The sequence below is a fragment of the Sinomonas atrocyanea genome (assembly GCF_030812675.1).
GTDB classification, from domain to species: Bacteria; Actinomycetota; Actinomycetes; order Actinomycetales; family Micrococcaceae; genus Sinomonas; species Sinomonas atrocyanea_B.
Window position 1 is genome coordinate 33,557 of sequence record NZ_JAUSTE010000006.1, and the last position, 24,337, is coordinate 57,893.

Below are 24,337 nucleotides of genomic sequence, written 5' to 3' on the forward strand. Positions count from 1 at the left end.
GCCTAGCGCGCGCCTCCGACAGCGAGGGCTGCTTCCTGCGTGCGCGGGCGGCGCCGCGTCAGCCGATGCCGGCCGGTGCCGGCTCCCGCTCCGGCTCTGCGGCGGCCTTCCCCGCGCGGGCGGTCCTCCCCGAAACACGCCGCTCGAGGTACCGGGCGAAGTGCGAGATGAGGATGTTCGTGACCACGTACACCGCGGCGATGACGAGGAAGGTCTGGATGAGGTGGTTGGTGTACGCGGTGAGGTTGTTCGCAGTCTTCATCAGCTCGGGATAGCTGACGGCGTAGCCGAGGGTCGTGTCCTTCAGGAGCACCACGAGCTGGGCCACCATGGACGGCACGACGATCCGGACGGCCTGCGGCAGCACCACGAACCGGGTCGCCTGCGAGTTCCGCATCCCCAGGCTCAGGGCCGCCTCGACCTGGCCGGCCGGAAGGGCGAGGATCCCGGCGCGGAAGATCTCGGCCATCACCGCCGAGCTGCACAGCGTGATGGGGATGACGAGCTTCCAGAAGATGTCAGGGTTGATCCCGTAGTTCGGCAGGCCGCTGACGAAGATGTACACCACGAGCAGCAGGGGCACCGACCGGAAGAACTCGATGTACGCCGTCGCGGGCCAGCGCAGCCACGGACGGTGCGAGGTGCGGCCGAGGGCCATGAGGAGCGCCGTCGGGATCGCGAACAGCGCCGACGCGGCCGCCGCGAGCGCGGTGTTGCCGAGGCCGGCCAGGAGGAACTGGATGTAGGGCCACTGGGTGAACTCGGCCCAGCGGTCGGAGGCGAGCTGCCCGGCCTGGCCGAAGCGCTGCACGACGAGGAAGGCCACGGCGAGGATCGCGAGGACGCTCAGCACCGTGACGATCCGGATCGTGCGCCGGCCGCGGGGGCCCGCGGCGTCGAAGATGTGCTCCTGGGTGCTCACCGCTGGACCCTCCACCGCTTCTCGAGCCGCGCCCCCACCCCGCCTGCGAGCAGCGAGATGATCACGTAGGCGAACGCGACGATGCCGTACGCCGTGAGGCCCAGGGCTGCCTGGTTGTTGATCTCGGAGACCTGCAGGGTGAGGTCCTTGACACCGATGACGCCCGCGAGCGAGGAGCTCAGCAGGATCCCGATGAACACGTTCACGAGCGGCTGGACCACGCTCCGGTAGGCCTGCGGGAACAGGACGTGGCGGAGCACCCCGAAGAAGTCCAGGCCGATCGAGCGCGCGGCCTCGATCTGCCCGACAGAGACGGCGTTGATGCCGGTGCGGATCGCCTCGCAGGTGAAGGCGCCCCCGAGCAGGGTCATGGACAGCGCCGCGCACGTGAAGAGGTCGAACGTCAGCCCGATGTCCGGCAGCCCGAACGTCACCACGACGAGGAGGCTGATCAGCGGGATGTTGACGAACAGCTCCACGTACACCCGCCCCACCGCGCGCAGCGGCACGATGGGGCTGATCCGGAAGGCGGCCATCACGGTGCCGAGCACGAGCGAGCCCAGAAAGCTCACCGCGGTGAGCCTGACCGTCATCCACAGCCCGTCGAGCAGCTCCGGGAGGTAGGTGGTGAACAGCTCCTGCATGGCGGCCGGGTCAGGAGGCGATGGCCGGCGGCTTGGGCGGATCCGTCTTGACGACCTGGCCCACGGTGGCCTTCCAGAGCGCGGCCCAGGTGCCGTCCTCCTCGATGGACTTGAGCCAGGCGTTGACGAACGCGAGCGCGTCGCTGCCCTTGTGCAGCCCGATCCCGTACGGGTCGGAGTTGCCGAACGGGTCGCCGACGATCTTGACGTCCTTGTTCTTGGCCACGTCCGAGAGCAGGATCGACTGGTCGATCACGTAGGCGTCCACGCGGCCCTGCTGGACGGCGGCGAGGCACTTGGGGTTGTCGTCGAACGTCTGCACGTTCGCCTTCGGCGCGTACTTCTGCAGGAGGGCGACGCCGGTGCTCGCCGCCTGGGTGGCGACGTTCTTGCCGGCGAGGTCATCGACGGAGTTGATGCTCGAGTTCGTCGACTTCACGAGGATGGCCGACTTCGACTCGTAGTACGGCCCGGCGAAGTCGACCTTCTGCTGGCGTGCCGGCGTGATCGAGTAGGTCGCGATGACGAGGTCCACGGACTGGTTCTGCAGCAGGGTCTCACGGGTGTCCACCGTGACCTGGCTGAGGTTCTCCTTGGGCTGGCCGGTGATGTACTTCGCGAGCAGCTGGGAGATGCCGGCGTCGAAGCCCGCGACCTTCCCGGTGGCCGGGTCCCGCAGCGAGAACAGCGAGGACGTGTCGGTGCCGCCCCGGTTGATCATGCCCCGGGCCTTGATGGCCTTGGCCCACGCGTTCCCGTCCACGAGCGAGGCGTCCGCGACCTTGCCCTTCGACAGCACGGCGTCGTACGCCGCGAGGTCGATCACCGATCCGGAGGCACCCGCCGAACCCGACCCGGACGGCGCCGGGAGCGAGGGGCTGCTCGAGCACGCGGCCAGCGCACCTGCGCCCAGGGTCCCCAGGCCGATGCCGAGGAGCTTCCTCCTGCTGAGCTGGAGCCCGGCGATCTCGATGCGTTCCATGGGTGTACCTCCATGACGTCTGGCCCGCGAGCGCGGGCCGTCCAATGGCGGGGCCGAGGCCCCTCGACGATCTACGATTCGCCAGTCTAAGCATGATTTCCGTCACGCACGCAGGTGCGCCGCGGGAAACGTGGGACTACTGTGAAAATCCCCAGACCCTCCGAACGCTAGGACGTGCACGTGGACGTGGACCTGGAAGCGACCGAACCAGCTGTCTCGCCGGAGACGATGGAGTGGATCACGCGGCTGATCGAGCTCGACACGACGAGCCGGGACACGAACCTGCCGCTCATCGACCTCGTGGCCGCGGAGGTGCGCCGCCACGGCGTCGAGCCCGTCCTGGTCCCGAATGCGGACGGGAGTAAGGCCAACCTGGTCGCCACGTTCCCGGCCTCGGACGGCTCGGTCCACGGCGGGATCGTCCTCTCCGGCCACACCGACGTGGTCCCCGTGGACGGCCAGGAGTGGTCGAGCGCACCGTTCACGCCCCAGGTCCGCGACGGGCGCCTGTACGGCCGGGGGGCGTGCGACATGAAGGGGTTCGTGGGAGCCGTCGTCGCCCGGATTGGGCAGATCGCCGCCTCGGACCTGCGCGAGCCGCTCCATCTCGCGTTCTCCTACGACGAGGAGATCGGCTGCCTCGGTGCCGAGGACCTCGTCAAGGACATGGTGGGGCGCGGGCTCCGCCCGAGGGCGTGCATCGTCGGCGAGCCCACGGGCATGCGGGTGATCCGCGGCCACAAGTCCATCAACCTCGTCCGCGTGGACTTCCACGGCGTCGCCGCCCACTCCTCGCTCACGCCGCGGGGCGTGAACGCGATCGAGCACGCCGCGGCGTTCGCCCGGTTCGTCCGCTCGGTGGCCGACGAGTTCCGCGAGCAGGGCCCGTACGACGACGCGTTCGATGTCCCGTACACGACCTGCACCGTCAACCTCATCGAGGGCGGAATCGCCGTCAACACGATCCCGGCGGACTGCAGCCTCCACTTCGAGTTCCGGTCCATCGGCGGCGTCGACTCCCGCGCCCTCCTCGAGCGCTTCCGGGCTGAACTCACGCGCATCGAGGGAAAGATGAGGGCGGAGCACCCGCAGGCGGGCCTCGACGTGACCATCGTCGCCGCCGCACCGGGCCTCGAGACGGCAGCGGACGCCGAGGTGGTCCGCCTCGCCGCCGAGTTCGGCGGCGAGCCGAGCACCGAGAAGGTCGCGTACGGCACCGAGGCCGGCCTGTTCGACCAGGGCGGCATCCCCACGGTCGTATGCGGCCCCGGGGACATCGCCCAGGCCCACTCCGCCGACGAGTACGTCGACCTGCCCCAGCTGGCGCGCTGCGAGGCCTTCCTCGACCGCGTCATCGCCCACCTGAAGGCCTGACCGGCCCGGACCCACCCGAAGGAGCGCCATGCCAGCCATCCCCGCCACCGCCGGGGTCACCCCGGAACGGCTCGCCGCGGCCCGCCGGGCCGTCGTCAGCAGCTCGATCGGCGCCGCGCTCGAGTGGTTCGACATCATCGTCTACGCCTCGTTCGCGATCGTGATCGCCGAGAACTTCTTCCCGGAGGGCGACAGCACCCTCGGTCTTATCCTGACCTTCGCGACGTTCGCCATCTCCTACCTGGTCCGGCCCCTCGGCGGCATGTTCCTGGGCTCGTACGGCGACCGGCACGGCCGCAAGAAGGCCCTGACCGTCACCCTCGCGCTCATGATGCTCGGGACCCTCATCATGGCCATCGCCCCGACCCATGCGCTCATCGGGGCGTGGGCGGGGATCATCATCCTCATCTCGCGGCTCATCCAGGGCTTCTCTGCCGGCGGCGAGTTCGGCACCGCCACGACCTTCCTCGTCGAGACCGCCCCGCACCGCAAGGCCTACTACGCCTCGTGGCAGGTCGCGGCCCAGGGCATCTCGATGTTCCTGGCCTCCGCGTTCGGGTTCGCGCTGTTCAGCTGGCTGACGAAGGACCAGCTGTACTCGTGGGGCTGGCGCATCCCGTTCATCCTGGGGATCTTCATCGGCCCGGTGGGCCTCTACATCCGCTCGCGCCTGACCGAGACGGAGGAGTTCGAGCGGAGCGAGAAGCACGCCGCGCCGATCCGCGCCGTCTTCTCCACCCACCTCGGCAGGCTCCTGGCCGCCTCGGCGAGCATCGGCGTCGCCACCATCTCGATCTACCTGATCCTCTACATGCCCACCTTCGCGGTGAAGAGCCTGCATGTCACCGCGGGCGCCGCCTATCTGGGCGGCGTGGTCGCGGGCCTCGTGATCCTCGTCGGGACGCCGTTCGTCGGCAGCCTCGCCGACCGGGTGGGCCCGGCGCGGCTCATGCTCTGGGCCGCCGTGGCGGCCCTCGTGCTCGCATGGCCGCTCTTCCAGCTGATCATCAGCACCCCGACGCTGCCGGTCTTCATCCTCGTCATCACGGCACTCGGCATCCTGTGCGCGCTCTACTTCGGCCCGCTGCCCACCCTGCTCACCGAGATCTTCCCGATCAACGTGCGCACCACCGGGGTGGGCGTGGCCTACAACGTGGGCGTCACCGTGATGGGCGGCCTCGCACCGCTCGTGCTCACGTGGCTCCTGGGCCTCACGGGCGCCCTGGCCGCGCCGAGCTTCTACTACATGGCGGTGGCCGTGATCTCGCTGATCGGGCTCGCCGTCGCGAAGCGGAAATACCACGCCCGGTGAGACTGGGTTTCACCACCGCGGCGGGGACCGCTAGCGTGGGGGTCGGAACACACCATCGACGGCGAGGACGTGACCCATGGCCCCCACCAGCAGCGATTCGGCCAGCATCGACCTGGGCAGCTACGCAACGCTCGAGCTCGAGCTCACGGAGGGCATCCTGACCCTCACCGTGAACCGCCCGAAGGCGCTCAACGCCCTCTCCCAGCAGGTCATCGCGGATCTGTGGAAGGCCTTCACCGCGATCGAGGACTCCTGCACGCACGACGCCGGGTGGCCCGTCCGCGGGGTCATCGTCACCGGCGCGGGGGGCAAGGCCTTCGTGGCGGGCGCGGACATCCGCGAGATGGCGTCGATGGATCCGGACGACGCCGCCGAGTATGCGCGCTCGGCGCAGGGCGTGACGCTCCTGATCGAGAAGGTGCCGGTGCCGGTCATCGCGGCAGTGGACGGGTTCGCCCTCGGGGGCGGCTGCGAGCTGGCCCTCGCGTGCGACTTCATCTACGCCTCCGAGGCGGCGCAGTTCGGCCAGCCCGAGGTCAACCTCGGGCTCGTGCCGGGCTTCGGCGGCTCGGTGCGCCTGCCCCAGCGCGTGGGACTGGGTCCCGCGCGCGAGCTCATCTACACCGGCCGCCGGATCGACGCGGCCGAGGCCCTGCGCCTCGGGCTCGTCAACCGCGTCCTCCCCAGCCGCGAGGAGCTCCTCGCGGCGGCGCGCGCCACCCTCGGCGAGATCGCCCCGAAGGCCCCGCTCGCCGTCGGGCTCGCCAAGCAGTCCATCACCCGCGCGTACGGGCGCCACACCGGCCAGGGCCTCGAGATCGAGGCCGAGCTGTTCCGGGAGGCGTTCACCACCGAGGACATGCACGAGGGCACCGGGGCGTTCCTCGAGAAGCGCACGGCGGCGTTCGCCGGGAAGTAGCGCCGGCCGGAGCCGGCGGCCCGGGCTGCTGTGGCACCGGCCACAAGGGTTGAGAATTCAACCAACGCACGGCTGAGGGCAAGGACCGCCACAGCAAATCGACAGGGTGCTGCCCGATTGTTGAAGCATGACGGCGACACTTCCCACTCCCCAGCCCCGCACGGAGGCACTGCCCCGGGCAACCCGGCGGGCCGCCCTGGGCCGTGAGCTCCGGGCCCGCGGACGGCGCCGCCTGATCGGCGCGGACCTGCTCAGCGTGGCCGCGTGGAGCTCGGCGGCCGCCGCCGTGGCCCTCTACCTCGCGGACGGCGGGGCCGGGCAGTTCGGCTCGGTCCCCTCGGCGCTCACCGCCATCGGCATCATCGCCGGGCTCATCGGCACGGACCTCGTGCTCGTGATGCTCCTCCTCGCCGCGCGGCTGCCCTGGATCGACCGGGCCATCGGCCACGACCGGGCCATGGCCGTGCACGGCAGCCTCGGCAAGCCCTCGCTCTACCTGCTCCTGGCCCACATGGTCTTCCTCCTGCTCGGCTACGGCGCCTCCGAGGGCCTCAACCCGATCGCCGAGGCCGTGAGCCTGTGGAACCTCGTGCCGGACATGTGGCTCGCCTTCGTCTCCATCGCGCTGTTCATCGCGGTCGTCGTGACCTCCCTCGTGGCGGTGCGGCGGAAGATGCCGTACGAGTTCTGGCACGGAATCCACCTCCTCACCTACGCGGCGGTCCTGACCGCCATTCCCCACCAGTTCAGCGTCGGCGCCCTCTTCGCCGAGGGGCACTGGCAGCGCCTCTACTGGGAGGTCTTCTACTGGGGCGTGGTCGTGGCGCTCGTCTGGTTCCGCGTGGTCACCCCCCTGGTGCGCACGTGGCGCCACCAGCTCACGGTGACCCAGGTGGCCCAGGAGGGCGCCGGCGTCGTGAGCATCGAGATGACGGGCCTGCGCCTGCACGAGCTCACCGGAGAGGGCGGCCGGTTCTTCATCTGGCGCTTCCTGGCCCCCGGCCTGTGGTGGCACGCGCACCCGTTCAGCCTCTCCGCCGAGCCGCGCGGCGACGCCCTGCGCATCACCGTCCGCAGCCTCGGCCGCGGCAGCGCCGCCCTCGCGCGGCTCCGCCCGGGCACCAAAGTGGCCCTCGCCGGCCCCTACGGCAACTTCGCCCACACCTCCCGCACCCGCCCGGGCCTGGTGCTCGTCGGCTCGGGGATCGGCATCACCCCGATCCGCGCCCTGCTGGAGCGGGCCGAGTTCGCCCCCGGCGACGCGACAGTGATCCTGCGGGCCAGCGCCCCGCACCAGCTCTACCTGCGCGAGGAGATCGCCGCCCTGTGCCAGGCCCGTGGCGCGGTGCTGTACGAGCTCGTGGGCCGTCGCGCCCGCGGCAGCTCCTGGCTCCCCCGGCACCAGACGGGGCTGCACCTGACCGACTACCTCCCCGCCGGCGCCCCCACGCTGGCCGACTCCGACGTCTACGTCTGCGGACCCCGCGAGTGGTCCGACGCCGTCCTCGCCGACGCGAAGGCCTCCGGTTCCCGCGACGAGACCCTCCATCGCGAAAGGTTCGACTGGTGAGAAAACGCGCAGCACTCTCCGCCTCCGTCGCCTCCCTCGGCATCCTCGCCATCGGCTGGCAGGCCGGCGCGCACGCCCTCGAGGCCGCCCAGCCCACCGCAGCCGGCGCAGCCGGGACCTCCGGGACCCCCGGTGCGGCGAACGGCACGGGAAGCACGACGGCGGCCTCCGGCTCGGGCGCCTCCGGATCCTCCGCGTCGGGCTCGGGTTCCTCGGGCTCGGGGACCGCATCCCAGGCGACCGCGGGTGCGCAGGCCAAGGCCCAGACCACCTACGCGGGGCAGGCCGTCTCGACCCGCTACGGCGACGTCCAGGTCCAGATCACCGTGCAGAACGGCAAGATCACCGACGTCACAGCCCTGCACCTGACCGACGCCGAGATGCGCTCCCAGATGATCAGCGCCAACGCGGCGCCGATCCTGCGCTCCGAGGTGCTCCAGGCCCAGTCTGCCAACATCCAGACCGTCAGCGGCGCCACGATCACCTCCGACGCCTACCTCCAGTCCCTCCAGGCGGCCCTCGATGCAGCCCATCTCTGAGCCCGCACCGGGCAACCCGGCGCCGACCGGCCCGGCACTGCGCGCCCGCACGTTCGTGTGCATGGGCACCGTGGTCAGCCTCACCGTGCCCGTGGGTCCCGGCGAGGGCCTGCAGGCCGACCTCGCCCGGCTCGAGGCCGCGACCGCCGCGGTGGAGGACCAGTTCGCGGCCCTCGACGCCCAGTTCAGCCTGTACCGGCCCGACTCGGAGGCGAGCCGGATTGCCCGCGGCGAGCTGACCCTCCTGCAGGCCAGCCCCCTGATGCGGGAGCTGTACGCCGACGCCGTGCGGTGGCGCCGCCGGACCGAGGGCGCCTTCACCCCCGAACGCCCGGACGGGCTGCTCGACCTGAGCGGGCTCGTCAAGGGCTACGCGATCGCCGAGGCGGGGCGCTCCCTTGCGGCGCTCGGCGTGCACGACTGGTGCCTCAACGCCGGCGGCGACGTGCTCGTCTCCGGTTCCCCCGCGCCGTCGTCCGCTGAGCCCTCCCCGTGGCTCGCCGGGATCGTGGACCCCGCCGACCGGCGCACCCTGCTGGGTGCCTGTCCGCTGGGGGCCCGGCCATCCCCGCGGCTCGCGCTGGCGACCTCGGGCTCGGCCGAGCGCGGCGACCACATCTGGACCGTGGGCCTGCGCGGCGCCTCCGGCCCCCGCCGGCCCGAGTTCACCCAGGTGAGCGTGGCGGCGCAGGACATCGTGACCGCGGACGTGCTCGCCACGGCGATCGTGGCCGGCGGCCGGCCCACCCTCGATGCGGTCACCGCCCGCTGGGAGGTGGACGTGCTCGCCGTGGCGGACGACGGCGGCCTGCTCGCCACCCCGGGATTCCGCGCCCCGCGCGCGGCGTAGCACCGCTCCCCGGCCCGCCCTGCCGCGCGACGGGGTCCGCGGCGCACCGGCTCGTCAGCGGCGTACAGGCTCGTCAGAGGCGTACGGGCTCGGGGTACTTCGGGCTCAGGCTGTCGCCCGAGGAGCGGCCCGTGATGCGCCGGACGACCCACGGCCAGGCGTACTCCCGCGTCCACGCGGCGTTGGCGCGGAACTGCTCGACGCGGCTCAGCTTCGGCAGCGGCACGGCGTCCGGCACCTCGGCGAGGCCCTCGTGCTCGAGCAGCTCGAGGACCCGGTTGGCCATCGTCGCGTGGCCGAGCGCGGACATGTGCATCCGGTCGACATCCCACATGCGCCAGTCCTGGAAATCGTGGAAGCGCCAGTAGTCCACGAGGGTTGCCCCGTGGCGGTCGGCGATCCAGCGGACCTGCTCGTTGTAGATCGCGGTGCGGCCGCGCATGGCCCCGAACACCTTGGACGAGCCCGCGTCGAAGCCCGTGAAGAGCAGCACGCGCGCGCCCCCATCCACGAGGCGGCCCACCGCGGCGTCGTAGCCCTCCATGAGCGCGTCGATGTCCACCTTGGGCCGGAGGATGTCGTTCGCCCCGGCGTAGAGCGTCACGAGCGTGGGGCGCAGCGCGAGGGCAGGGTCGATCTGCTCAGCGAGGATCTGGCGGATCTTGCGCCCGCGGATCGCGAGGTTCGCGTAGCCCAGGCCCGGGTCGGCGCGCTGGAGCTGCTCGGCCACCCGGTCGGCCCAGCCGCGCACCCCGTTGGGACGCGACGGGTCGGCGTCGCCGACCCCCTCGGTGAACGAGTCACCGAGGGCCACGAAGCGGGAGGTGAAGGACTCGCTCACGGTGCCACCTCGCCGTCGTGCACCGGGCCGAGGAGACGCTCGCGGGACGGGTCCCGGAAGATCCAGTTCTCCTCCTGGAGCCGGCCGACGATCTTCTCGCCGATGTCCGCCATCCGGGCCACGTCCTCCGCGCCGAGGGCGTCGAACACGAGGTTGCGCACACGCTCGACGTGCTCGGGGGCCAGGTCCACGATGGTCTCCCAGCCGGCGTCCGTGAGGTGCGCGGTGGTGACGCGGGCGTCGTCCGGGGAGGGCCGGCGGTCGATCCACCCCCGCCCCTGGAGCTTCGTCACCACGTGCGAGAGGCGCGAGAGCGAGGCCGAGGTGCGGGAGGCGAGCTCCTTCATCGGCAGCATGCGGCCCTCGGCCTCCGAGAGCATCGCGAGCACGTTGTAGTCGAACAGGGACAGCTTGTTCAGCTGCGTCAGGTGCGCATCGAGGGCTGCCGGCAGGAGCGTGGTCACGCTCAGCAGGGCAAGCCACGCCCGGCGCTCCTGGGCGTCAAGCCAGCGGGGTTCCGTCACGGGTACCAAGCATAGGCTGTGGGGATGCTCATCGTTTCGCTCACCTACACCGTGCCCCTCGACGTCGTCGAAGCCCACCTCGGGGCCCACCGGGCGTGGCTCCGCGACGCCGTGGACCGCGCGCTCGTGGTCGCCGCGGGGCGCAAGAATCCGCGCACCGGCGGGATCCTCCTCTCCCTCGCGGACCGGGACGCGCTCGAGGCCGCGATCGCCGAGGACCCCTTCTCGGTGCACGGCGTGGCCGAGTTCGAGGTCATCGAGGCAGACATGACCGCCGCGGCCGCGGGGTTCGAGGCACTGCTCGCCTGACCCCGGGAGGACGAGCTCTGCCCCGGGCTGTTCCGTCCCGCGCGCCCGCGCCATAGCCTGTCCCCGTTGGGCTCCGGATGCCCCCGGGGCGCTCCCCGGTGTTATCCCAGCGGAGGACAGGCCATGGCTGCAGGACTCGCAGGAATCGACCACATCGTGGTGCTCATGCTCGAGAACCGCTCGTTCGACCATCTCCTCGGGTACCTCTACCACGCCGAGGGGAACGTCTCGCCGGGCGGGGCGCCGTTCGAGGGCCTGACGGGGACCGAGAGCTGCCCCGGGACCGATGGCCGGCCCGTCGGCGTCTACCCCATCACCCCGACCACCCCGGACGCGTACTTCATGCCTGGCGCCGACCCCGGCGAGGGCTTCGCCAAGGCCAACAACCAGCTCTTCGGGACCACGAAGCCCGCTCCCGGAGCCGTGCCCACGATGACCGGGTTCGTGGCCGACTACGCCCAGGCCATCAAGGACAACCAGGCCAAGAAGTGGTACGTGGTGCCGGGCACAGAGCCCGGCTGGATCATGGGCTGCTTCGCCCCGGAGACGCTCCCCGTCCTCAGCGGGCTCGCGCGCGGGTTCGCCGTGTGCGACCACTGGTTCAGCTCCGTGCCGACCGAGACCATGCCCAACCGGGCCTTCACCTGCGCCGGGACGAGCCAGGGCCACATGGACGATGTCACGAAGTCCTTCACCGTGCCGAGCATCTTCGGCCTCCTCGGCCAGCACGGGGTGCCGTGGAAGATCTACGGCTACAGCAAGCCGCCCCTCACCCGCCTCAACTTCCCGGACACGCAGAAGGCCCCGGCGGCGAACATCGGCAGGTTCGCAGACTTCCGCGCCGACGCCGCGGCCGGCACCCTGCCCGGCTTCGCCTTCGTGGAGCCGGCCTGGAGCTCCACCGGCAACAGCCAGCACCCCAACTACAGCATGGCCGCCGGGGAGCAGCTCATCCTCGACACCTACACCGCGCTCCGCACCGGCCCCACCTGGGCCAAGACCCTGCTGATGGTGACGTACGACGAGCACGGCGGGTGCTACGACCACGTTCCGCCGCCCGCGGGCGCGACTCCGCCGGACGGATCCCCGGGCGAGTTCGGGTTCGACTTCACGCGCTTCGGGCCCCGCGTTCCCACGGTGCTCGTGAGCCCGCTCATCCCCGCCGGCACCGTGTTCCGCGTGCCCGCGGGATCCACGCCGCTGGACCACACGAGCATCCTGGCCACCGTGGAACGCCGATTCGGGCTCCCGCCGCTCACCCGCCGGGATGCGGCCGCGCCCGATGTCGGCGGGGCCCTCACGCTCGCGGCGGCCCGCACCGACGATCCCCTCGCCGGCGTGTCCGCGCCGCCGCCGCCCGCTGTCCCCGCTGCCCTGGCTGCCACGCCCTCGCACCTCGCGGATGTCCGGGACGAGCTCATGGCGCGGTTCGCCCCGGCGCAGACCCCCTAGACCGCGGGCGTACCGTCCTGCTCACGCTGCAGCGTCCGCCTCGGCGCGTCGCCGCGCGACACGCCGAGGGAACCCGGCATCCCGCTCCGGTGCGAGCAGAATCGCGCAGCCGGGGGAATGCCATGGGATGGTTGAATGTTCAAGTGACCATGGACTTCGGCATCTTCACCTTCGGCGAGCTCACCCGGGGCCCCTCGGGCTCCGGGCGCTCAGCCGCCCAGCGCATCGACGAGACCCTCCGGCTGGCCCGGCTCGCGGACGAGGCCGGGCTGGACGTGATCGGCCTCGGCGAGCACCACCGCCACGACTTCGCGTTCTCTGCCCCGGAGATCGTGCTCGCCGCGATCGCCCGTGAGACCCACCGCATCCGCCTCACCACGGCCGTCACGGTCCTCTCCACCGCGGACCCGGCGCGCGTGTTCGAGCAGTTCGCCACCCTCGACATCGTCTCCGGCGGCCGCGCGGAGATCCTCGCCGGACGCGGCGTCTTCCCCGAATCCTTCCCGCTCTTCGGCTACGACCCCGCCGACTACGACGCCCTCTTCGAGGACAAGCTCGAACTCCTGCTGCAGATGCGCGAGCAGGCGGACGTCACGTGGCCCGCCCCGGGCGCCGGCACCCGGCGGCGCGCGCACCATGCCCTCCATGAGGCCGCCATCGCGCCGCGCCCGCTCCAGGAACGGCTGCCGATCTGGCGGGGCGTGGGCGGCACCCCTTCGAGCTTCGTCCGGGCCGGCCAGGCCGGAGTCCCGCTGTTCCTCGCGCTCCTGTCCGGGCACCAGCACTTCGTGCGGCTCGTCGAGCTCTACCGGACGGCGGGCCCCAGGCCGGGCACGCAGCGTCGTCCCTGAGGGTCGGGACGGGCAGCCACTTCTACGCCGCGCGCACCTCCCAGGAGGCCCGCGACGCGTTCTACCCCCACTACGCCGCGTACATCGAGCAGAACATGCCGCGGCCCGCGGGCACGTTCCCGCGCGAGCACTTCGACGCGTGGGCCGGCCCCGGCGGCGGCCTCCTCGTGGGCAGCCCCGCCGAGGTCACGGAGCGCATCCTCGCCACGCACGAGGCCCTCGGCACGAGCCGGTTCATGGCCCAGGTGGGCCTGGGGACCCTCCCGTTCGCGGAGACCGCGGCGTCCGTGGAGCTGCTGGCCACGGAGATTGTGCCGGCGGTGAAGAAGGCCCTCGGCGAGCGCTGAGCCCGCTAGCGTAGACGGCATGACCTCCGGCGCCGGCCGCTTCGCCCCCAGCCCCTCCGGCGAGCTGCACCTCGGGAACCTCCGCACGGCGCTGCTCGCGTGGCTCTTCGCCCGGTCGGCAGGCCGGCGGTTCATCCTGCGCGTCGAGGACCTGGACCGGGCCCGGGCGGGAGCCGAGGAGGTCCAGCTGAGGGATCTCGCCGCCGTCGGCCTCGACTGGGACGGCGAGGTGGTCCGCCAGACCGAGCGGGGCAGGCTCTACGAGGACGCGATCGCGCGCCTGGCCGCGGCGGGCCTCACCTACGAGTGCTACTGCACCCGCCGCGAGATCCAGGAGGCTCCGAGCGCGCCGCATGCCCCGCAGGGCGCGTACCCCGGCTCCTGCCGCGACCTCACCGAGGCGCAGCGCGCACGGCGCCGCGCGGAGCGTCCCGCCGCGATCCGCCTCCGCGCCTCGGTCACCGACTGGGCCGTCACGGACGTGCTCCACGGCCGGTACTCGGGCGTGGTGGACGACTTCGTGCTGCGGCGCAACGACGGGGTCGTCGCGTACAACCTGGCCGTGGTCGTGGACGACGCGGCCCAGGGCGTCGACCAGGTGGTCCGCGGCGACGACCTGCTCCCCTCTGCCCCGCGGCAGGCCTACCTCGCCGGGCTCCTCGGGGTGCCCGTGCCCGAGTACGCCCATGTGCCGCTCGTGCTCAACCCCGCCGGCCGCCGGCTGGCCAAGCGCGACGGCGCGGTGACACTCGGCGCGCTGGCGGCGGCCGGCGTCGGGCCCGAGGAGGTGACGGGGCTTCTCCTGGGATCCCTCGGGCTGCCCACGACGCTGACCGAGGCGCTCGCGGCCTTCGATCCGGACGCGCTCCCCCGCGACCCGTGGGTGCTCGACCCGCAGGACCTGACCCCCAGAAGGTGACTCCCAGGAGGTGACCCCCAGGAGGTGACTCCCAGACTGGGTCTGGGGGTCAGGTCCTGGGAGTCACCTCCTGCGGGCGTGCGCCGGGGTCGCGCGGCGTCAGCCCTGCATCGTGAAGCGCGCGGCCGTGCGCTCAGCGAGCCAGGGCACGCGGTAGAGCGTGCGGAAGGCCGCGTTGCGGGCGGCCATGACGCCCCCGGGCAGCGCGCGGCCGAGCGCCATGTTGACCCTCGCCTGCCGGGCCGCGAAGCGCGCGGCCCGGAGCCGCTCCGCCTCGGCCGCGGCCCACAGCTCGGGCCACCCGTCACCGGAGGCGTCCCCGGGCGCCCGGATGTCCGCGGCGATGAGGGGCACGAGGGCCTCGGCGTCGAGCCAGCCGAGGTTCATCCCCTGCCCGCCGATCGGGCTCACCTCGTGCGCGGCGTCGCCGGCGAGCAGGACCCTGCCGGAGCGCAGCCGGGCCGCGAGTCGCTCGGTGACCGTGAACGCGCTGAGCATGCTGCACGTGGACGGGTCCGGCCGCACCCCGGTCCGCTCCCCCACGATCCGGGCGAGGTCGCGGGCCGACGGGTCCAGGGCCGGCTCGGGCACGTGCGCGACCCAGCGCCGCACGCCCCTCGGGAGCGGGAACGACTCGACGATCCCCGCGGCCTCGAGGTGCAGCACCGCGGCCGCCCCGTCCCCGGTCGTGTCGGCGAAGTCGCCCATCAGGTACGCGTCGGGCAGCGCGCGGGTGCGCACGGGGACACCGAGGCCCGCACGCAGGGGCGAGCGGGCGCCGTCGGCCGCGACGACCCAGCGGCCCGACACACGCTGCCCGTCCTCGCAGCGCACGACGGCGCCGCCCGCCTCGCGCTCGGCCCGCACCGCCCGCACGCCGCGACGCAGGGCCCCGGGTGCGAGCTCGGCGAGCCGGTCCTCGAGCGCCTCCTCGGTGGCCCACTGGGGCACGGCGAGCACGGGCGGCCGGAAGGCGATCCGGGCCACCGCATGGGCGGTGCCGGAGTCGCGGGTGCGTGCGGCGCCCTCGTGGATGGGCACGCCGACGGCGGCGATCCGGTCCGCGACGCCGGCCCGCGCGAGGACCCGCAGCCCGGGCGGGTGGACGCCGATCGCCCGGGTGTGCCGGCCGCGCTCGGGCCTGGCTTCCAGGACCGCGACGTCGAGGCCGAGGTCGGCGAGCAGCACCGCGAAGCAGAGCCCCACGGGGCCCGCGCCCACCACGACCGCGTCGTGCCGCCCGGCGGCCATCCTCAGGCGCCCATGCTCGGCCCGCCGCCCTCAGGCGCCCCGGCTCACGGGAGTTTCCGGGTCATGAGGGCCGTCTCGACGGTCAGGCCGGGGCCGAAGGCCATGGCGCAGATCCGTTCTGCCCCGGGCGAGCCGGGGTCCGACCCCGGCGAGGCTGCAGCGCTCGGCGAGGACGCGGCGTCGTCCGTGTCCCCGTCCGGGAGGGCGAGGATCCGCTCGAGGACGAACATGATGGTGGCGCTGGACATGTTGCCGAATTCGCGCAGGGTCTCGTAGGCGGGCGCGCCCTGCTGCGGCGAGAGGCCGAGGCGGGCCACGACCTTGTCCACGATGCTGCGGCCGCCGGGGTGGATGGCCCAGTGCTCGATCTCGGCGTGGGGGCGGCCCACGAGCGAGGCGTCGCGGGCGAGAAGGGGTTCGAGGGCGCCGGTGATGTGGTCGTCGATGATGTGGGGAACGTAGGTGCCCAGGACCATCTCGAAGCCCTGGTCGCCGATGTTCCAGGCCATGTTCTCCTCGCCGACCGGGGTGAGCGTGGTCTCGAACGCGTCGAGGCTCACCGCAGGGCGGCTCAGGGGCAGGTCGCGGGCCGTGACCACCGCGGCGGCCGCGCCGTCCGCGAAGAGGGAGGCGCCGAGGATGGTGTCCGGGTCGTTGGAGCTGCGCACGTGCAGGGTGCACAGCTCGACGATCGCCACGAGGACCACGGCATTCGGGTCCGCGTCGCAGAACGCCTTGGCCATGCGCAGGGCGGGGAACGCGGCATAGCAGCCCATGAAGCCGAGGTGGAAGCGCTGCACGGACGGGCTCAGGCCGAGGTCGCGCACAATGCGGTAGTCCGGGCCGGGGTTGAAGAACCCGGTGCACGAGACGGTGACCACGTGGGTGACGTCCTCGGGCGCGATCCCGTCCGCGTTGTCGAGGGCCCGGCGCGCCGTGTCGGTGAACAGGGGCGTGGCCTCGCGGACGAACACGTCGTTGCGGGTCTTGGTGCTCGGGCTCAGGAGCCGGCCCGTAGAGGGGTCGAAGAAATCGGGATCGTGGTCCGGCCGGTCCCATGAGAACTCCGCGAGGGCCGAGTAGCGGGTGTCGATCGCGGCGGCGTCGAAGCACGTCGTGACGAGGCGCTGGCCGAGGCGGGTGAGGCCCTCCTGCGCTGCGAACACGTCGCGGGCCTCGGCCTGCTTGAGCACGGTGGACGGGACAGCGGTCTCGAGGGACCTCACCAGGACGGTCATGGGCCATTCTTCCCCCGAGGCGGGGGGCGAAAACAAGGGGTGGGCGAGCCTGCCCGCAGGAGGTGACCTCCAGAAGGTGACCTCCAGAAGGTGATCCTCAGGTGGTGACCCTCAGGAGGTGACTCCCAGGAGGTGACCTTCAGCCGGTAGGGGCCTCGTCAGGGCCGGGTCAGAGGACGCCGGCGGACTCGAGCTGCTGGGCGAGCCCCGCGCCGTCGGGCGCCGAGGCCCAGGTGAGGCCGGGGCGGGAGGCGCCCCCCGCGGCGTCGTGCGTGGTGCCGCCCGAGAAGACCGCCTGGCTGGCCGAGAGCTCCCGGATCGCGACCGCGGCCACGGAGTCGGGGTGCTCTGCGGCGAATTCGGCGTAGATGGACTCGTCGTGCTGGCCGTTGTCGCCCACGAGGAGCCAGCGGATGCCCGGGAACTCCGCGGCGAGGCGCTCGAGGTTCTCCCGCTTGTGGTCCCGGCCCGAGCGGAACCAGCGCTCCGGAGTCATCCCCCAGTCCGTGAGCAGGAGCGGGCCCGCCGGGTACAGATTGCGGCCCAGGAACCGCTGGAGCGTGGGCGCAGCGTTCCACGGACCGGTGGAGAGGTAGACGACCGGCGCCTCCGGGTGCTCGGTCGCAAGCCGGTCCAGCAGCACCGCCATGCCCGGCGTGGGCGTGCGCGCCCGCTCGCTGAGCACGAAGGTGTTCCACAGGGCGAGGAACGGCCGCGGGAGGGCGGTGACCATGACGGTGTCGTCGATGTCGGAGACGATCCCGAAGCCTGCCCCCGGCTCGACCACGAGCACCTGCGCCACGTCCGGCTCGGCGCCGTCCGCACTCATCCGCACCTCGTGCCAGCCCGGCTCGAGCTCCACGTCCACGAGCGCGTCGACCACCCCGCCGGCGTCGGCATGCACGACGGCGCGCGTCACCCCGATCTCTACCGTCACCTCGGCGTGCTGGATCGGCACGGAGGTGAACGAGACCCAGCCGCGGAAGTTGTTGAACGCGTCCGACTCCCCGTGGAGCCCCGGCCTCGAGTACATGACGCGGCCGAGCACCCGCACCCGCCGGGTGGACCCGTACCCGCGGTAGGCGACCACCTGGGCCACGTAGTCCCCCCGCTGGGCCTGGCGGGTGCGCAGGTCGTTCCACCTTTGCGCGACGCGCTGCGCGAGGCGGAATAGCGGCTTGAGGCGGGGCGAGGCTCCTGCGCACTCCGGGACCGGCGCAGCGGCGATGGGCCGTGCTGCGGGGGCAGTGGCGGTGGCGGGCGCCCCGCCGCTGGGCCCGGCGCCGCCGGTGCGGGGGCCGTCCGGGCCGGAGACGGCGTGGGCGTGCTGCGCGGTCATGGTCCAACTCTCCCACGAGGGTGGGGGCCGCATCACATCGGGCCGCCCCGTGCGGCAGCCCCGTGTCCGCGGCCCGGCCCGGATCCGCTGCAACGGGGACGCCGGGCGGGGGCTCCTGCTCAGACGCGCGCCAGCTGTTCGATGTCCTCGAGGAACGCTGCCGCGACCTCCTCGCTCACGGTCGTCTTCGTCTCGGCGATGGCCTCGAGGTAGTCCTGGGTGCTGGGCCCCCGGCGGGCCGGGGCGGCCGCGGAGCCGGAGCCTTCGGGGGTACCCCCGGGCCTCGGCTCCTGATCCGGCGCGGAGCCGCCGGCGAGGTCAGCGCCGCCGGAGGGCAGGCCGGCGTCGTGCGCGAGGTCCCCGGCGTCGCGGTGGACGGCCCCGCCTGCCGCGGGCGATCCCGCCATCCCCGCCACGGGCACCGGCTCCGGCACCGGCTCCGCGGCGTACACGGCCTTCTCGAGCGCGCGCTGCGACGCGGACCGTGCCGCGAACTCGATGTCCGCCGGCGAGAACCCCTCGGTGTGCGCCACGAGCTGCTCCACGTCCACCTCCGGCAGGACCGCCTCGGGGATGAAGCGCTGCCACATGGCCCGGCGCGCCTCGGCGTCCGGGAGGCCGATCGGGATCACGTAGTCGAAGCGGCCGTGGCGCAGGAAGGCGGAGTCGAGGGCTCGGATGAAGTTGGTCGCGCACACGAGGAGGCGGCCGGGCTGCTCGCGGAACGCCGGGATGATCTTGAGCAACTCGTTGGTGACGCCCTGGTTGGGGCTCGGCGGGTCCCCGGCGCGGTGGGAAGCGATCTCCTCGACCTCGTCGAGGAACACCACCGCGTGCTCGAGCTCGGAGATCTCCAGGAACGTGGTGCGGAGTGCCCCGGCGAGGCCCTCGGGCCCGGCGGCGAGCCGGGACGGGAACACCTCGACGAACGGCCATTCGAGGCGGGAGGCGATCGCCTTCGCGAACGTCGTCTTGCCCGTCCCGGGCGGGCCGAAGAGCACGACGGCGCGCGGGGGGACCACGCCGAACTCGTCCGCGAGCTCGGCCTGGGCCAGCGGGAGCACGAGCCGGCGCTCGAGGAGCTGCTTCTCCCGCTTCATGCCCGCGACCTTGTCCCACAGGTCGCGCGGGAGGACCCGGCCGCCCAGCTGGGCCAGGGGCTCGAGCTCGGTCCGCTGCACCGGGATCTGCCGCTCGAAGAAGCGCAGGTTCTGCACGTCCTTGAACCCGCGGGAGAGGAAGGCCTCGAGGCGGGTCTCGGTGTCCGGCATGAGCGCGGACAGCTTGGCCAGGCCCAGGGGCGCCATACGGTTCTCGAGGGCGGCGAGGAGCGCGGTGCCTATCCCACGGGAGCGCCACTCCGGGAGGGTCGCGAGGAACACGATCCAGCCCTGCTCGTGCGCTGCCCGGCCCACCGCGGCCCCGACCACGTCGTCGCCGTGCAGGGCCACGACGGCCACATCCTTCTGGCAGCTCGCGAGGACCTCGGAGAGCGAGTACACCGGTTCGATGCCCGAGGCCGTCATCGCGCTCCAGAGGTGCAGGATCCCGTCCAGGTCCGAGGGGTGGAAGTCCCTGATCCGCCACGTGGTCATCGCCGGTGCTCCTTCGCTCCGCGGGCCCCTTCTCGGCCGCTGGGGCGAGTCTATCGACGGCACGTGGCGGGGAGGTTGCACGGGCGGAGAGGTTGCACGGGCGGGGTCCGCTCCTGCCCCCGTGGGCCCGCGTTGCCTCGGCGACGAGGCGGCATCCAGTCGGCGACCAGACTGCTCTGGCAGGATCCGTGCATGAGCATCGTGAAGATCAACGCCATCACCGTTCCCGCCGACTCCGGCGACGAGCTTGCCCGCCGCTTCGCTGCCCGCGCCGGGGCGGTGGACGGCCAGCCCGGCTTCGAGGGCTTCGAACTGCTGCAGCCGACCGACGGCCGGAACGTCTGGCTCGTCGTGACGCGCTGGGCCGACGAGGACAGCTTCGAGGCGTGGAAGAACTCGGCCTCGTTCGGGCGCGGACACGGCCGGCCCGAGGGTGCGGGCGCGGGTGCAGGTGCCGAGGGCGCAGCGGGCGCAGAGGCAGGCGCCGAGGGCGGGGAGCGCCAGCGCCCGGTGGGCATGTCCGCCGAGCTGTGGAGCTTCGTGCCCGCGGACCTCGGCCGGTAGGCCGGCTCCGCCGAACAGTCGCTCGGAAGGCCCTGCGTTTCGGTCAGAGCCCCCGTCTGCAGCCGGAGATTCTGACCGAAGGGCAGGGCGCTTTCCTTCAGCCGGGCGCGGGCCCCGCGCGCCGGACGGCTCCGCGCGCCGAGCGGCTCCAGCCCGGCAGCCCCGCCGCCCGGCCGCGCCTCAGGGGCGCCCGCCTCAGCTGTGCCGGCGACGCAGTGCGAGGGCGAGCACCGCGGCCACCGCGGCCGCCACCGTCATGATCACCGCCATCGGCACGGCAGTCCGGTCTCCGGCGAGCCCGGACAGCGGCGACACGATCGCGCCGAACACGAACTGGACGGCCCCGAGCACGGCTGATCCGCTGCCCGAGACGTGCCGCACGGCGTCGAGGGCCAGTGCGGAGGAGTTGCCCATGAGGAAGCCCACGCTCGTCACCGCGCACCAGATCGGGATCGCGAGGAGCCATCGCGGCACGGGCGCGAGTGCGAGCGCGAGGATGGCCACGCAGAAGAGCAGCAGCAGTGGCGCCGCCACGCCCACGATCCGCTGCGCCGGAATGCGCTTGACCAGCCGGGACGAGATGTACCCGGCAGCGATGAGCCCGGCGGCGTTGAGCCCGAAGAGCGCCCCGTACGCGAGCGGCGGCAGGCCCATCACCACCTGGTACACGAACGGCGAGGCGGGGATGTAGGACATCATCGCGGCGAACGAGGTCGCGAAGAGCCCCGCGTACCCGAGGTACCGGGGCACCCTGAACAGCTGGGCGAGGCCGCCGAGGATGCCGTGCTCCCCGCGGGACTCGGGTGGGAGCGTCTCGCGGACCACGGACGAGACGCTGAGCATCATGAGCGCGAACAGCCCGGCGAGGGTCCACATGATCCCGCGCCACCCGATGGGCCCCTCGAGCAGCGCCCCGAGCGACGGCGCCACCGCCGGCGCCACGCCGTTGACGGTCATGAGGAGGCTGAGGGTGCGGGCCGTCTCCGACCCGCGGGTGAGGTCCACGATGATGGCCCGGGCGATCACGATCCCGGCAGCGCCGAACAGCCCCTGCCCGAGCCGGGCGGCGATGAGCACCTCGAGGTTGGGCGCGAGCGCGGCCGCGACCGAGGAGAGGATCGCGCCGACGTTCCCGATGAGCAGCGGCCTGAGCCGGCCGAACTTGTCCGAGATCGAGCCGAACGCGAGCTGCCCCGCCGCCATCCCGAGCAGGAACCCCGTGAGCGTGAGCTGCACGCCGGAGGCCGTTGCGGCGAACTCCTGCTGCACGCGCGGGAAGCTCGGCAGGTACAGATCGGTCGAGAGCGGCGCAGTCATGGACAGGAACGCGAGGACCAGCAGCCACGGCGCGCTGATCCCCTCGCTGCGGTTCAGCGGTTTCGGGGGCATGGCACGGCGATGGTTGAGACGTCAGGCACCCGCCCAGACTACGCGCCCGGCACGTACGACGCCGCCCCCGCGCCTCCCGCGTGACGCCGCCTCCCGCGCGGGTCGGCCGCTGGCGCTAGGGCGCCTTCTGGGCCCAGCCCGGCGTGCCTTCGAGCACCTCGGGATGCTCCTCGGCGTAGCGGCGGAGGCCGCCCTTGCGGGGGACCTTCACCGGGTCGGGCCAGCGGGGGGACAGGTCGTCACCGAGGGTCACGCCGCGGATCTTCCGACCGATGAGGGGCACGACCCAGTCGCCGAGCCACGCCCTCTGGGCTGCGACCCACTCGCGCGGGCCGCGCCGCATCCGGGGCTCGCGCCCGCGCTGCTTCGCGCTCTGGGGGTACCCGAGCTGGTCGACCACCTGGCGGGCGAGGAACTTGTGGCCGGCCTTGGACATGTGGAGGCGATCGGTGTCCCACATCCTCCGGTCGGCATACTCGTCGAAGCACCAGTAGTCCACGAGGACGGCGCCGAGCTCGCGCGCGAGGCCCCGGACGCGCTCGTTGTACTGCCAGTTCCGGTGCTTGAGCGGCTCGAGCAGGGGGTTGACCTTCACGTCGTACCCCGTGAACAGCACCAGGGTCGCCCCGGTCGCGGCGAGCTGGCGCACGAGGTCCTCGTACTGCCCGAGCAGCTGGTCCATGTCGGTGCCGAGGTCGAGGATGTCGTTGCCGCCCGCGTAGAGGGTCACGAGCGTCGGCTCCATGGCCAGCGCCGGCGCGAGCTGGTCCGCGACGATCTGCCGCAGCCGCTTCGACCGGACAGCGAGGTTGGCGTACTCCCAGCCCTTCTCGGCCTTGGCGAGCTTCTCGGCCACCCGGTCGGCCCATCCGCGCACGCCATTGGGTAGGGCAGGGTTCCAGTCCCCCACGCCTTCGGTGAAGGAGTCGCCCAGGGCGACGAACCTCTTCCGGTTCCCGCGCACACTGCCTGCCACCCGGCGAGCCTAGGGCCGGCGTGCTACCGGCGGCCGACGGGAGGGTGAACGCGAGGCAACGGCCACAGACGTGATTCCTCAACCCGACGGAAGTGACCCCTCAACCCGACGACGGAGGTGACCCCTCGGCCCGTCACTTGACGCAGGGGACCCCGCCGCCGACGAGGGCGTCGGACCAGTCGCCGGCGTTGAACGTCGAGGACGGCGACGGCGACGCGGCCGCCGGCGGAGCCTGCCCGGACGCGGGCTGCCCGGCCTGCCCCTGGGCACCAGACCCCTGCCCGGCCGGCGTCTGGCCCGTGGACGAGTCCTGTCCAGCGCCAGACCCCTGCGCGCCAGATCCCTGGGTGCCCGCGCCGTCCGAGGACCCCGCAGCCGGGGCCGCCGGCGCCGGCCGCGCGGGCTGGGCAGCGGCCGAGGACGCGGGTGCCGGCTTGGGGTTCAGCAGGTCGGCGACCTGGGCCTGGATGGCCTGCTTGTCCACGATGTTCACAGACTCGCCGGTGTCGCTCGTGCCGAACTGGACGATCGGCAGGGTCACGAACTTCGTCTTGTTCTCGGTCAGCTGCTTGGCCTTGAGGCCGAAGTCGATGAGGTTCAGGCCTTGGTCCACGGCGATCTTGTCCTTGAGGGCATCGAGGATCCCGGTGACCCTGCCGAGGTCCGTGAACGTGCCCTTCTGCTTGAGCTGGGTCGCGAGCGAGGAGATGAATGCCTGCTGGCGGCGCGAGCGGTCGAGGTCGCTCAGCGCCACCCCGGAGCCCGAGGTGTCGCGCCGCTGCCGGACGAACGCCACCGCCTGCTGGGCGTTGATCTGCTGGACGCCAGCCTTGAAGTCGGCCCCCGAGTAGGAGTCCTGCGTGGCCTCCTGGAGGCACACCGTGATGGGGGCGACCGCCTTCGCGACGGAGAGGAAGGCGGCCATGGTGACCTCGGCGAAGTGGTCGATCCTGATGTTCAGGAAGTTCTCGACGGTGGAGATCTCCGCCTTGCGGCCGGCGTCCCTGGCGGCCTGGTAGATCTCGTCCTGGCTCTTGCCGTTGGGGCTGGCGGCGAACTCGCGCATGGCCTGGTCCATCGCGTAGCCGTAGGCCTGCTTGACCTTGCCCTGCTGGATGCCGTCGGGCGAGCCCGCGAGGTCCACATAGTCGTCGCGGGGGACGGAGATGATCGTGGCCCGGCTGCCGTCCTTGGGCACGTGCAGGACCATGAGGACGTTGCTGTTGTAGCCGCCGTCGTCCGAGCTGCCCGAGTGGAGCGCGTCGTACTCCTCCTGGCTCAGTGGCTTGCCGTTCTCGTCGAGGCGCGAGTCCAGCCCCATGAGGAGGATGTTGACGTCCTGGTCCAGGCCCTTGCCGCCGGTCAGGGCGTCCGAGCGCCGGATCCCGTTCTCGAAGCCGAAGTAGGTGGCCGCCGCCCACACTCCCGCCCCGAGGACGAGCGCGACCGCGACGACCCCGGCGAGCACGGCCGCGCGGCGGCGGCGGTAGGTCCACCGGCGGTCGTACGCGAGCGACTTCTGGTACAGGTTGCGGAAGGACGCGTCCTCGGGTCGGCGCATGCGGGGTACCTCTCGGTGGACTCGGGGCGCGCCCAGCCCGGACGCGCCCCCACGCTAGCGCCGGAGCCT

24 protein-coding genes are annotated in these 24,337 nt (G+C 72.6%); 12 read left to right on the forward strand and 12 right to left on the reverse strand.

Features of this window, described 5'->3' with window-relative positions; genetic code table 11:
* Positions 1-58: 58 nt before the first annotated feature.
* The 3 genes from J2W20_RS10040 to J2W20_RS10050 are packed head-to-tail and all read right to left on the reverse strand — an operon-like array spanning position 59 to position 2,548.
* The gene (locus J2W20_RS10040) at positions 59-922 is read right to left on the reverse strand and encodes an amino acid ABC transporter permease (RefSeq protein WP_307006418.1); all 864 of its coding nucleotides are present in this window, start codon (positions 920-922) and stop codon (positions 59-61) included.
* Positions 919-1,566 (reverse strand): amino acid ABC transporter permease, encoded by a 648-nt coding sequence (locus tag J2W20_RS10045; protein WP_307006419.1) that lies wholly within the window; start codon positions 1,564-1,566, stop codon positions 919-921. Before J2W20_RS10045 ends, J2W20_RS10040 begins: the two co-directional genes overlap by 4 nt.
* Before the next feature lie 10 nt (positions 1,567-1,576).
* Positions 1,577-2,548, reverse strand: a complete 972-nt coding sequence (locus tag J2W20_RS10050; protein ID WP_307006420.1) for a glutamate ABC transporter substrate-binding protein — start codon at positions 2,546-2,548, stop codon at positions 1,577-1,579.
* 180 nt (positions 2,549-2,728) lie between these two features.
* On the opposite strand from J2W20_RS10050, the gene argE reads away from it, so the two are divergent.
* The 6 genes from argE (at position 2,729) to J2W20_RS10080 (ending at position 9,112) form a co-directional block, all read left to right on the forward strand.
* Positions 2,729-3,922, forward strand: a complete 1,194-nt coding sequence (argE, locus tag J2W20_RS10055; RefSeq protein ID WP_307006421.1) for an acetylornithine deacetylase — start codon at positions 2,729-2,731, stop codon at positions 3,920-3,922.
* 28 nt (positions 3,923-3,950) lie between these two features.
* A complete protein-coding gene (locus tag J2W20_RS10060) occupies positions 3,951-5,234 on the forward strand; it encodes an MFS transporter (RefSeq protein WP_307006423.1) in 1,284 nt (427 codons plus the stop codon).
* Positions 5,235-5,310: 76 nt separating this feature from the next.
* Positions 5,311-6,153: an enoyl-CoA hydratase/isomerase family protein gene (locus J2W20_RS10065; protein ID WP_307006424.1), complete on the forward strand. Its 843-nt coding sequence runs from the start codon at positions 5,311-5,313 to the stop codon at positions 6,151-6,153.
* Positions 6,154-6,280: 127 nt separating this feature from the next.
* Positions 6,281-7,723 carry a ferredoxin reductase family protein gene (locus J2W20_RS10070; RefSeq protein ID WP_307006425.1) on the forward strand — a complete coding sequence of 481 codons (1,443 nt, stop codon included), beginning with the start codon at positions 6,281-6,283 and terminating at the stop codon, positions 7,721-7,723.
* Positions 7,720-8,262 (forward strand): FMN-binding protein, encoded by a 543-nt coding sequence (locus tag J2W20_RS10075; protein ID WP_307006426.1) that lies wholly within the window; start codon positions 7,720-7,722, stop codon positions 8,260-8,262. Before J2W20_RS10070 ends, J2W20_RS10075 begins: the two co-directional genes overlap by 4 nt.
* Positions 8,263-8,323: 61 nt before the next feature.
* Complete coding sequence (locus tag J2W20_RS10080) at positions 8,324-9,112, forward strand: FAD:protein FMN transferase (protein WP_307006614.1); 789 nt, start codon at positions 8,324-8,326, stop codon at positions 9,110-9,112.
* Between the two features lie 73 nt (positions 9,113-9,185).
* Here the strand turns inward: J2W20_RS10080 and J2W20_RS10085 are convergent, their stop codons facing one another.
* On the reverse strand, positions 9,186-9,953 hold the full coding sequence (locus J2W20_RS10085) for an SGNH/GDSL hydrolase family protein (protein WP_307006427.1): 768 nt from the start codon (positions 9,951-9,953) through the stop codon (positions 9,186-9,188).
* On the reverse strand, positions 9,950-10,477 hold the full coding sequence (locus tag J2W20_RS10090; protein WP_307006428.1) for a MarR family winged helix-turn-helix transcriptional regulator: 528 nt from the start codon (positions 10,475-10,477) through the stop codon (positions 9,950-9,952). The genes J2W20_RS10085 and J2W20_RS10090 overlap by 4 nt, the downstream gene beginning before the upstream one ends.
* A gap of 24 nt (positions 10,478-10,501) precedes the next feature.
* Between J2W20_RS10090 and J2W20_RS10095 the strand changes: the two genes are divergently transcribed.
* The 5 genes from J2W20_RS10095 to gluQRS all read left to right on the forward strand — a co-directional run bounded on the left by J2W20_RS10095 (position 10,502) and on the right by gluQRS (position 14,355).
* Positions 10,502-10,786, forward strand: coding sequence for a YciI family protein (locus J2W20_RS10095; RefSeq protein WP_307006429.1), 285 nt, complete (start codon positions 10,502-10,504; stop codon positions 10,784-10,786).
* Positions 10,787-10,909: 123 nt separating this feature from the next.
* On the forward strand, positions 10,910-12,238 hold the full coding sequence (locus J2W20_RS10100) for an alkaline phosphatase family protein (protein WP_307006431.1): 1,329 nt from the start codon (positions 10,910-10,912) through the stop codon (positions 12,236-12,238).
* 149 nt (positions 12,239-12,387) lie between these two features.
* Positions 12,388-13,089 carry an LLM class flavin-dependent oxidoreductase gene (locus tag J2W20_RS10105; RefSeq protein ID WP_307006616.1) on the forward strand — a complete coding sequence of 234 codons (702 nt, stop codon included), beginning with the start codon at positions 12,388-12,390 and terminating at the stop codon, positions 13,087-13,089.
* A 95-nt stretch (positions 13,090-13,184) separates the two neighbouring features.
* Entirely contained in the window at positions 13,185-13,436 is a 252-nt protein-coding gene (locus J2W20_RS10110; protein ID WP_307006432.1) for a hypothetical protein, read from the forward strand.
* Positions 13,437-13,455: 19 nt separating this feature from the next.
* A complete protein-coding gene (gluQRS, locus tag J2W20_RS10115; RefSeq protein ID WP_307006434.1) occupies positions 13,456-14,355 on the forward strand; it encodes a tRNA glutamyl-Q(34) synthetase GluQRS in 900 nt (299 codons plus the stop codon).
* Positions 14,356-14,454: 99 nt separating this feature from the next.
* On the opposite strand, the gene J2W20_RS10120 is transcribed toward gluQRS, so the two are convergent.
* From J2W20_RS10120 to J2W20_RS10135, 4 genes are all read right to left on the reverse strand, one after another.
* Entirely contained in the window at positions 14,455-15,606 is a 1,152-nt protein-coding gene (locus J2W20_RS10120; RefSeq protein WP_307006435.1) for an FAD-dependent oxidoreductase, read from the reverse strand.
* Positions 15,607-15,650: 44 nt separating this feature from the next.
* Positions 15,651-16,844, reverse strand: a complete 1,194-nt coding sequence (locus J2W20_RS10125; RefSeq protein WP_307006437.1) for a type III polyketide synthase — start codon at positions 16,842-16,844, stop codon at positions 15,651-15,653.
* A 169-nt stretch (positions 16,845-17,013) separates the two neighbouring features.
* Positions 17,014-18,183, reverse strand: a complete 1,170-nt coding sequence (locus J2W20_RS10130; protein WP_307006438.1) for an App1 family protein — start codon at positions 18,181-18,183, stop codon at positions 17,014-17,016.
* Between the two features lie 119 nt (positions 18,184-18,302).
* A complete protein-coding gene (locus tag J2W20_RS10135; RefSeq protein ID WP_307006439.1) occupies positions 18,303-19,778 on the reverse strand; it encodes an ATP-binding protein in 1,476 nt (491 codons plus the stop codon).
* A gap of 192 nt (positions 19,779-19,970) precedes the next feature.
* Between J2W20_RS10135 and J2W20_RS10140 the strand changes: the two genes are divergently transcribed.
* The gene (locus tag J2W20_RS10140; protein ID WP_307006442.1) at positions 19,971-20,342 is read left to right on the forward strand and encodes an antibiotic biosynthesis monooxygenase family protein; all 372 of its coding nucleotides are present in this window, start codon (positions 19,971-19,973) and stop codon (positions 20,340-20,342) included.
* 195 nt (positions 20,343-20,537) lie between these two features.
* Here the strand turns inward: J2W20_RS10140 and J2W20_RS10145 are convergent, their stop codons facing one another.
* The 3 genes from J2W20_RS10145 to J2W20_RS10155 all read right to left on the reverse strand — a co-directional run bounded on the left by J2W20_RS10145 (position 20,538) and on the right by J2W20_RS10155 (position 24,268).
* Positions 20,538-21,731 (reverse strand): multidrug effflux MFS transporter, encoded by a 1,194-nt coding sequence (locus J2W20_RS10145; RefSeq protein ID WP_307006443.1) that lies wholly within the window; start codon positions 21,729-21,731, stop codon positions 20,538-20,540.
* Positions 21,732-21,846: 115 nt separating this feature from the next.
* Positions 21,847-22,707: an SGNH/GDSL hydrolase family protein gene (locus J2W20_RS10150; RefSeq protein ID WP_307006444.1), complete on the reverse strand. Its 861-nt coding sequence runs from the start codon at positions 22,705-22,707 to the stop codon at positions 21,847-21,849.
* Positions 22,708-22,840: 133 nt separating this feature from the next.
* Entirely contained in the window at positions 22,841-24,268 is a 1,428-nt protein-coding gene (locus J2W20_RS10155; protein ID WP_307006446.1) for an LCP family protein, read from the reverse strand.
* Positions 24,269-24,337 lie beyond the last annotated feature (69 nt).

Coding starts and splice junctions, on each gene's coding strand:
- J2W20_RS10135 (WP_307006439.1), bottom strand. CDS start 19,778: ATGACCACGTGGCGGATCAGGGACTTCCACCCCTCGGACCTGGACGGG.
- gluQRS (WP_307006434.1), top strand. CDS start 13,456: ATGACCTCCGGCGCCGGCCGCTTCGCCCCCAGCCCCTCCGGCGAGCTG.
- J2W20_RS10145 (WP_307006443.1), bottom strand. CDS start 21,731: ATGCCCCCGAAACCGCTGAACCGCAGCGAGGGGATCAGCGCGCCGTGG.
- J2W20_RS10045 (WP_307006419.1), bottom strand. CDS start 1,566: ATGCAGGAGCTGTTCACCACCTACCTCCCGGAGCTGCTCGACGGGCTG.
- J2W20_RS10125 (WP_307006437.1), bottom strand. CDS start 16,844: ATGACCGTCCTGGTGAGGTCCCTCGAGACCGCTGTCCCGTCCACCGTG.
- J2W20_RS10050 (WP_307006420.1), bottom strand. CDS start 2,548: ATGGAACGCATCGAGATCGCCGGGCTCCAGCTCAGCAGGAGGAAGCTC.
- J2W20_RS10080 (WP_307006614.1), top strand. CDS start 8,324: ATGGGCACCGTGGTCAGCCTCACCGTGCCCGTGGGTCCCGGCGAGGGC.
- J2W20_RS10140 (WP_307006442.1), top strand. CDS start 19,971: ATGAGCATCGTGAAGATCAACGCCATCACCGTTCCCGCCGACTCCGGC.
- J2W20_RS10100 (WP_307006431.1), top strand. CDS start 10,910: ATGGCTGCAGGACTCGCAGGAATCGACCACATCGTGGTGCTCATGCTC.
- J2W20_RS10130 (WP_307006438.1), bottom strand. CDS start 18,183: ATGACCGCGCAGCACGCCCACGCCGTCTCCGGCCCGGACGGCCCCCGC.
- J2W20_RS10105 (WP_307006616.1), top strand. CDS start 12,388: ATGGACTTCGGCATCTTCACCTTCGGCGAGCTCACCCGGGGCCCCTCG.
- J2W20_RS10110 (WP_307006432.1), top strand. CDS start 13,185: ATGCCGCGGCCCGCGGGCACGTTCCCGCGCGAGCACTTCGACGCGTGG.
- J2W20_RS10065 (WP_307006424.1), top strand. CDS start 5,311: ATGGCCCCCACCAGCAGCGATTCGGCCAGCATCGACCTGGGCAGCTAC.
- J2W20_RS10070 (WP_307006425.1), top strand. CDS start 6,281: ATGACGGCGACACTTCCCACTCCCCAGCCCCGCACGGAGGCACTGCCC.
- J2W20_RS10060 (WP_307006423.1), top strand. CDS start 3,951: ATGCCAGCCATCCCCGCCACCGCCGGGGTCACCCCGGAACGGCTCGCC.
- J2W20_RS10120 (WP_307006435.1), bottom strand. CDS start 15,606: ATGGCCGCCGGGCGGCACGACGCGGTCGTGGTGGGCGCGGGCCCCGTG.
- J2W20_RS10095 (WP_307006429.1), top strand. CDS start 10,502: ATGCTCATCGTTTCGCTCACCTACACCGTGCCCCTCGACGTCGTCGAA.
- J2W20_RS10155 (WP_307006446.1), bottom strand. CDS start 24,268: ATGCGCCGACCCGAGGACGCGTCCTTCCGCAACCTGTACCAGAAGTCG.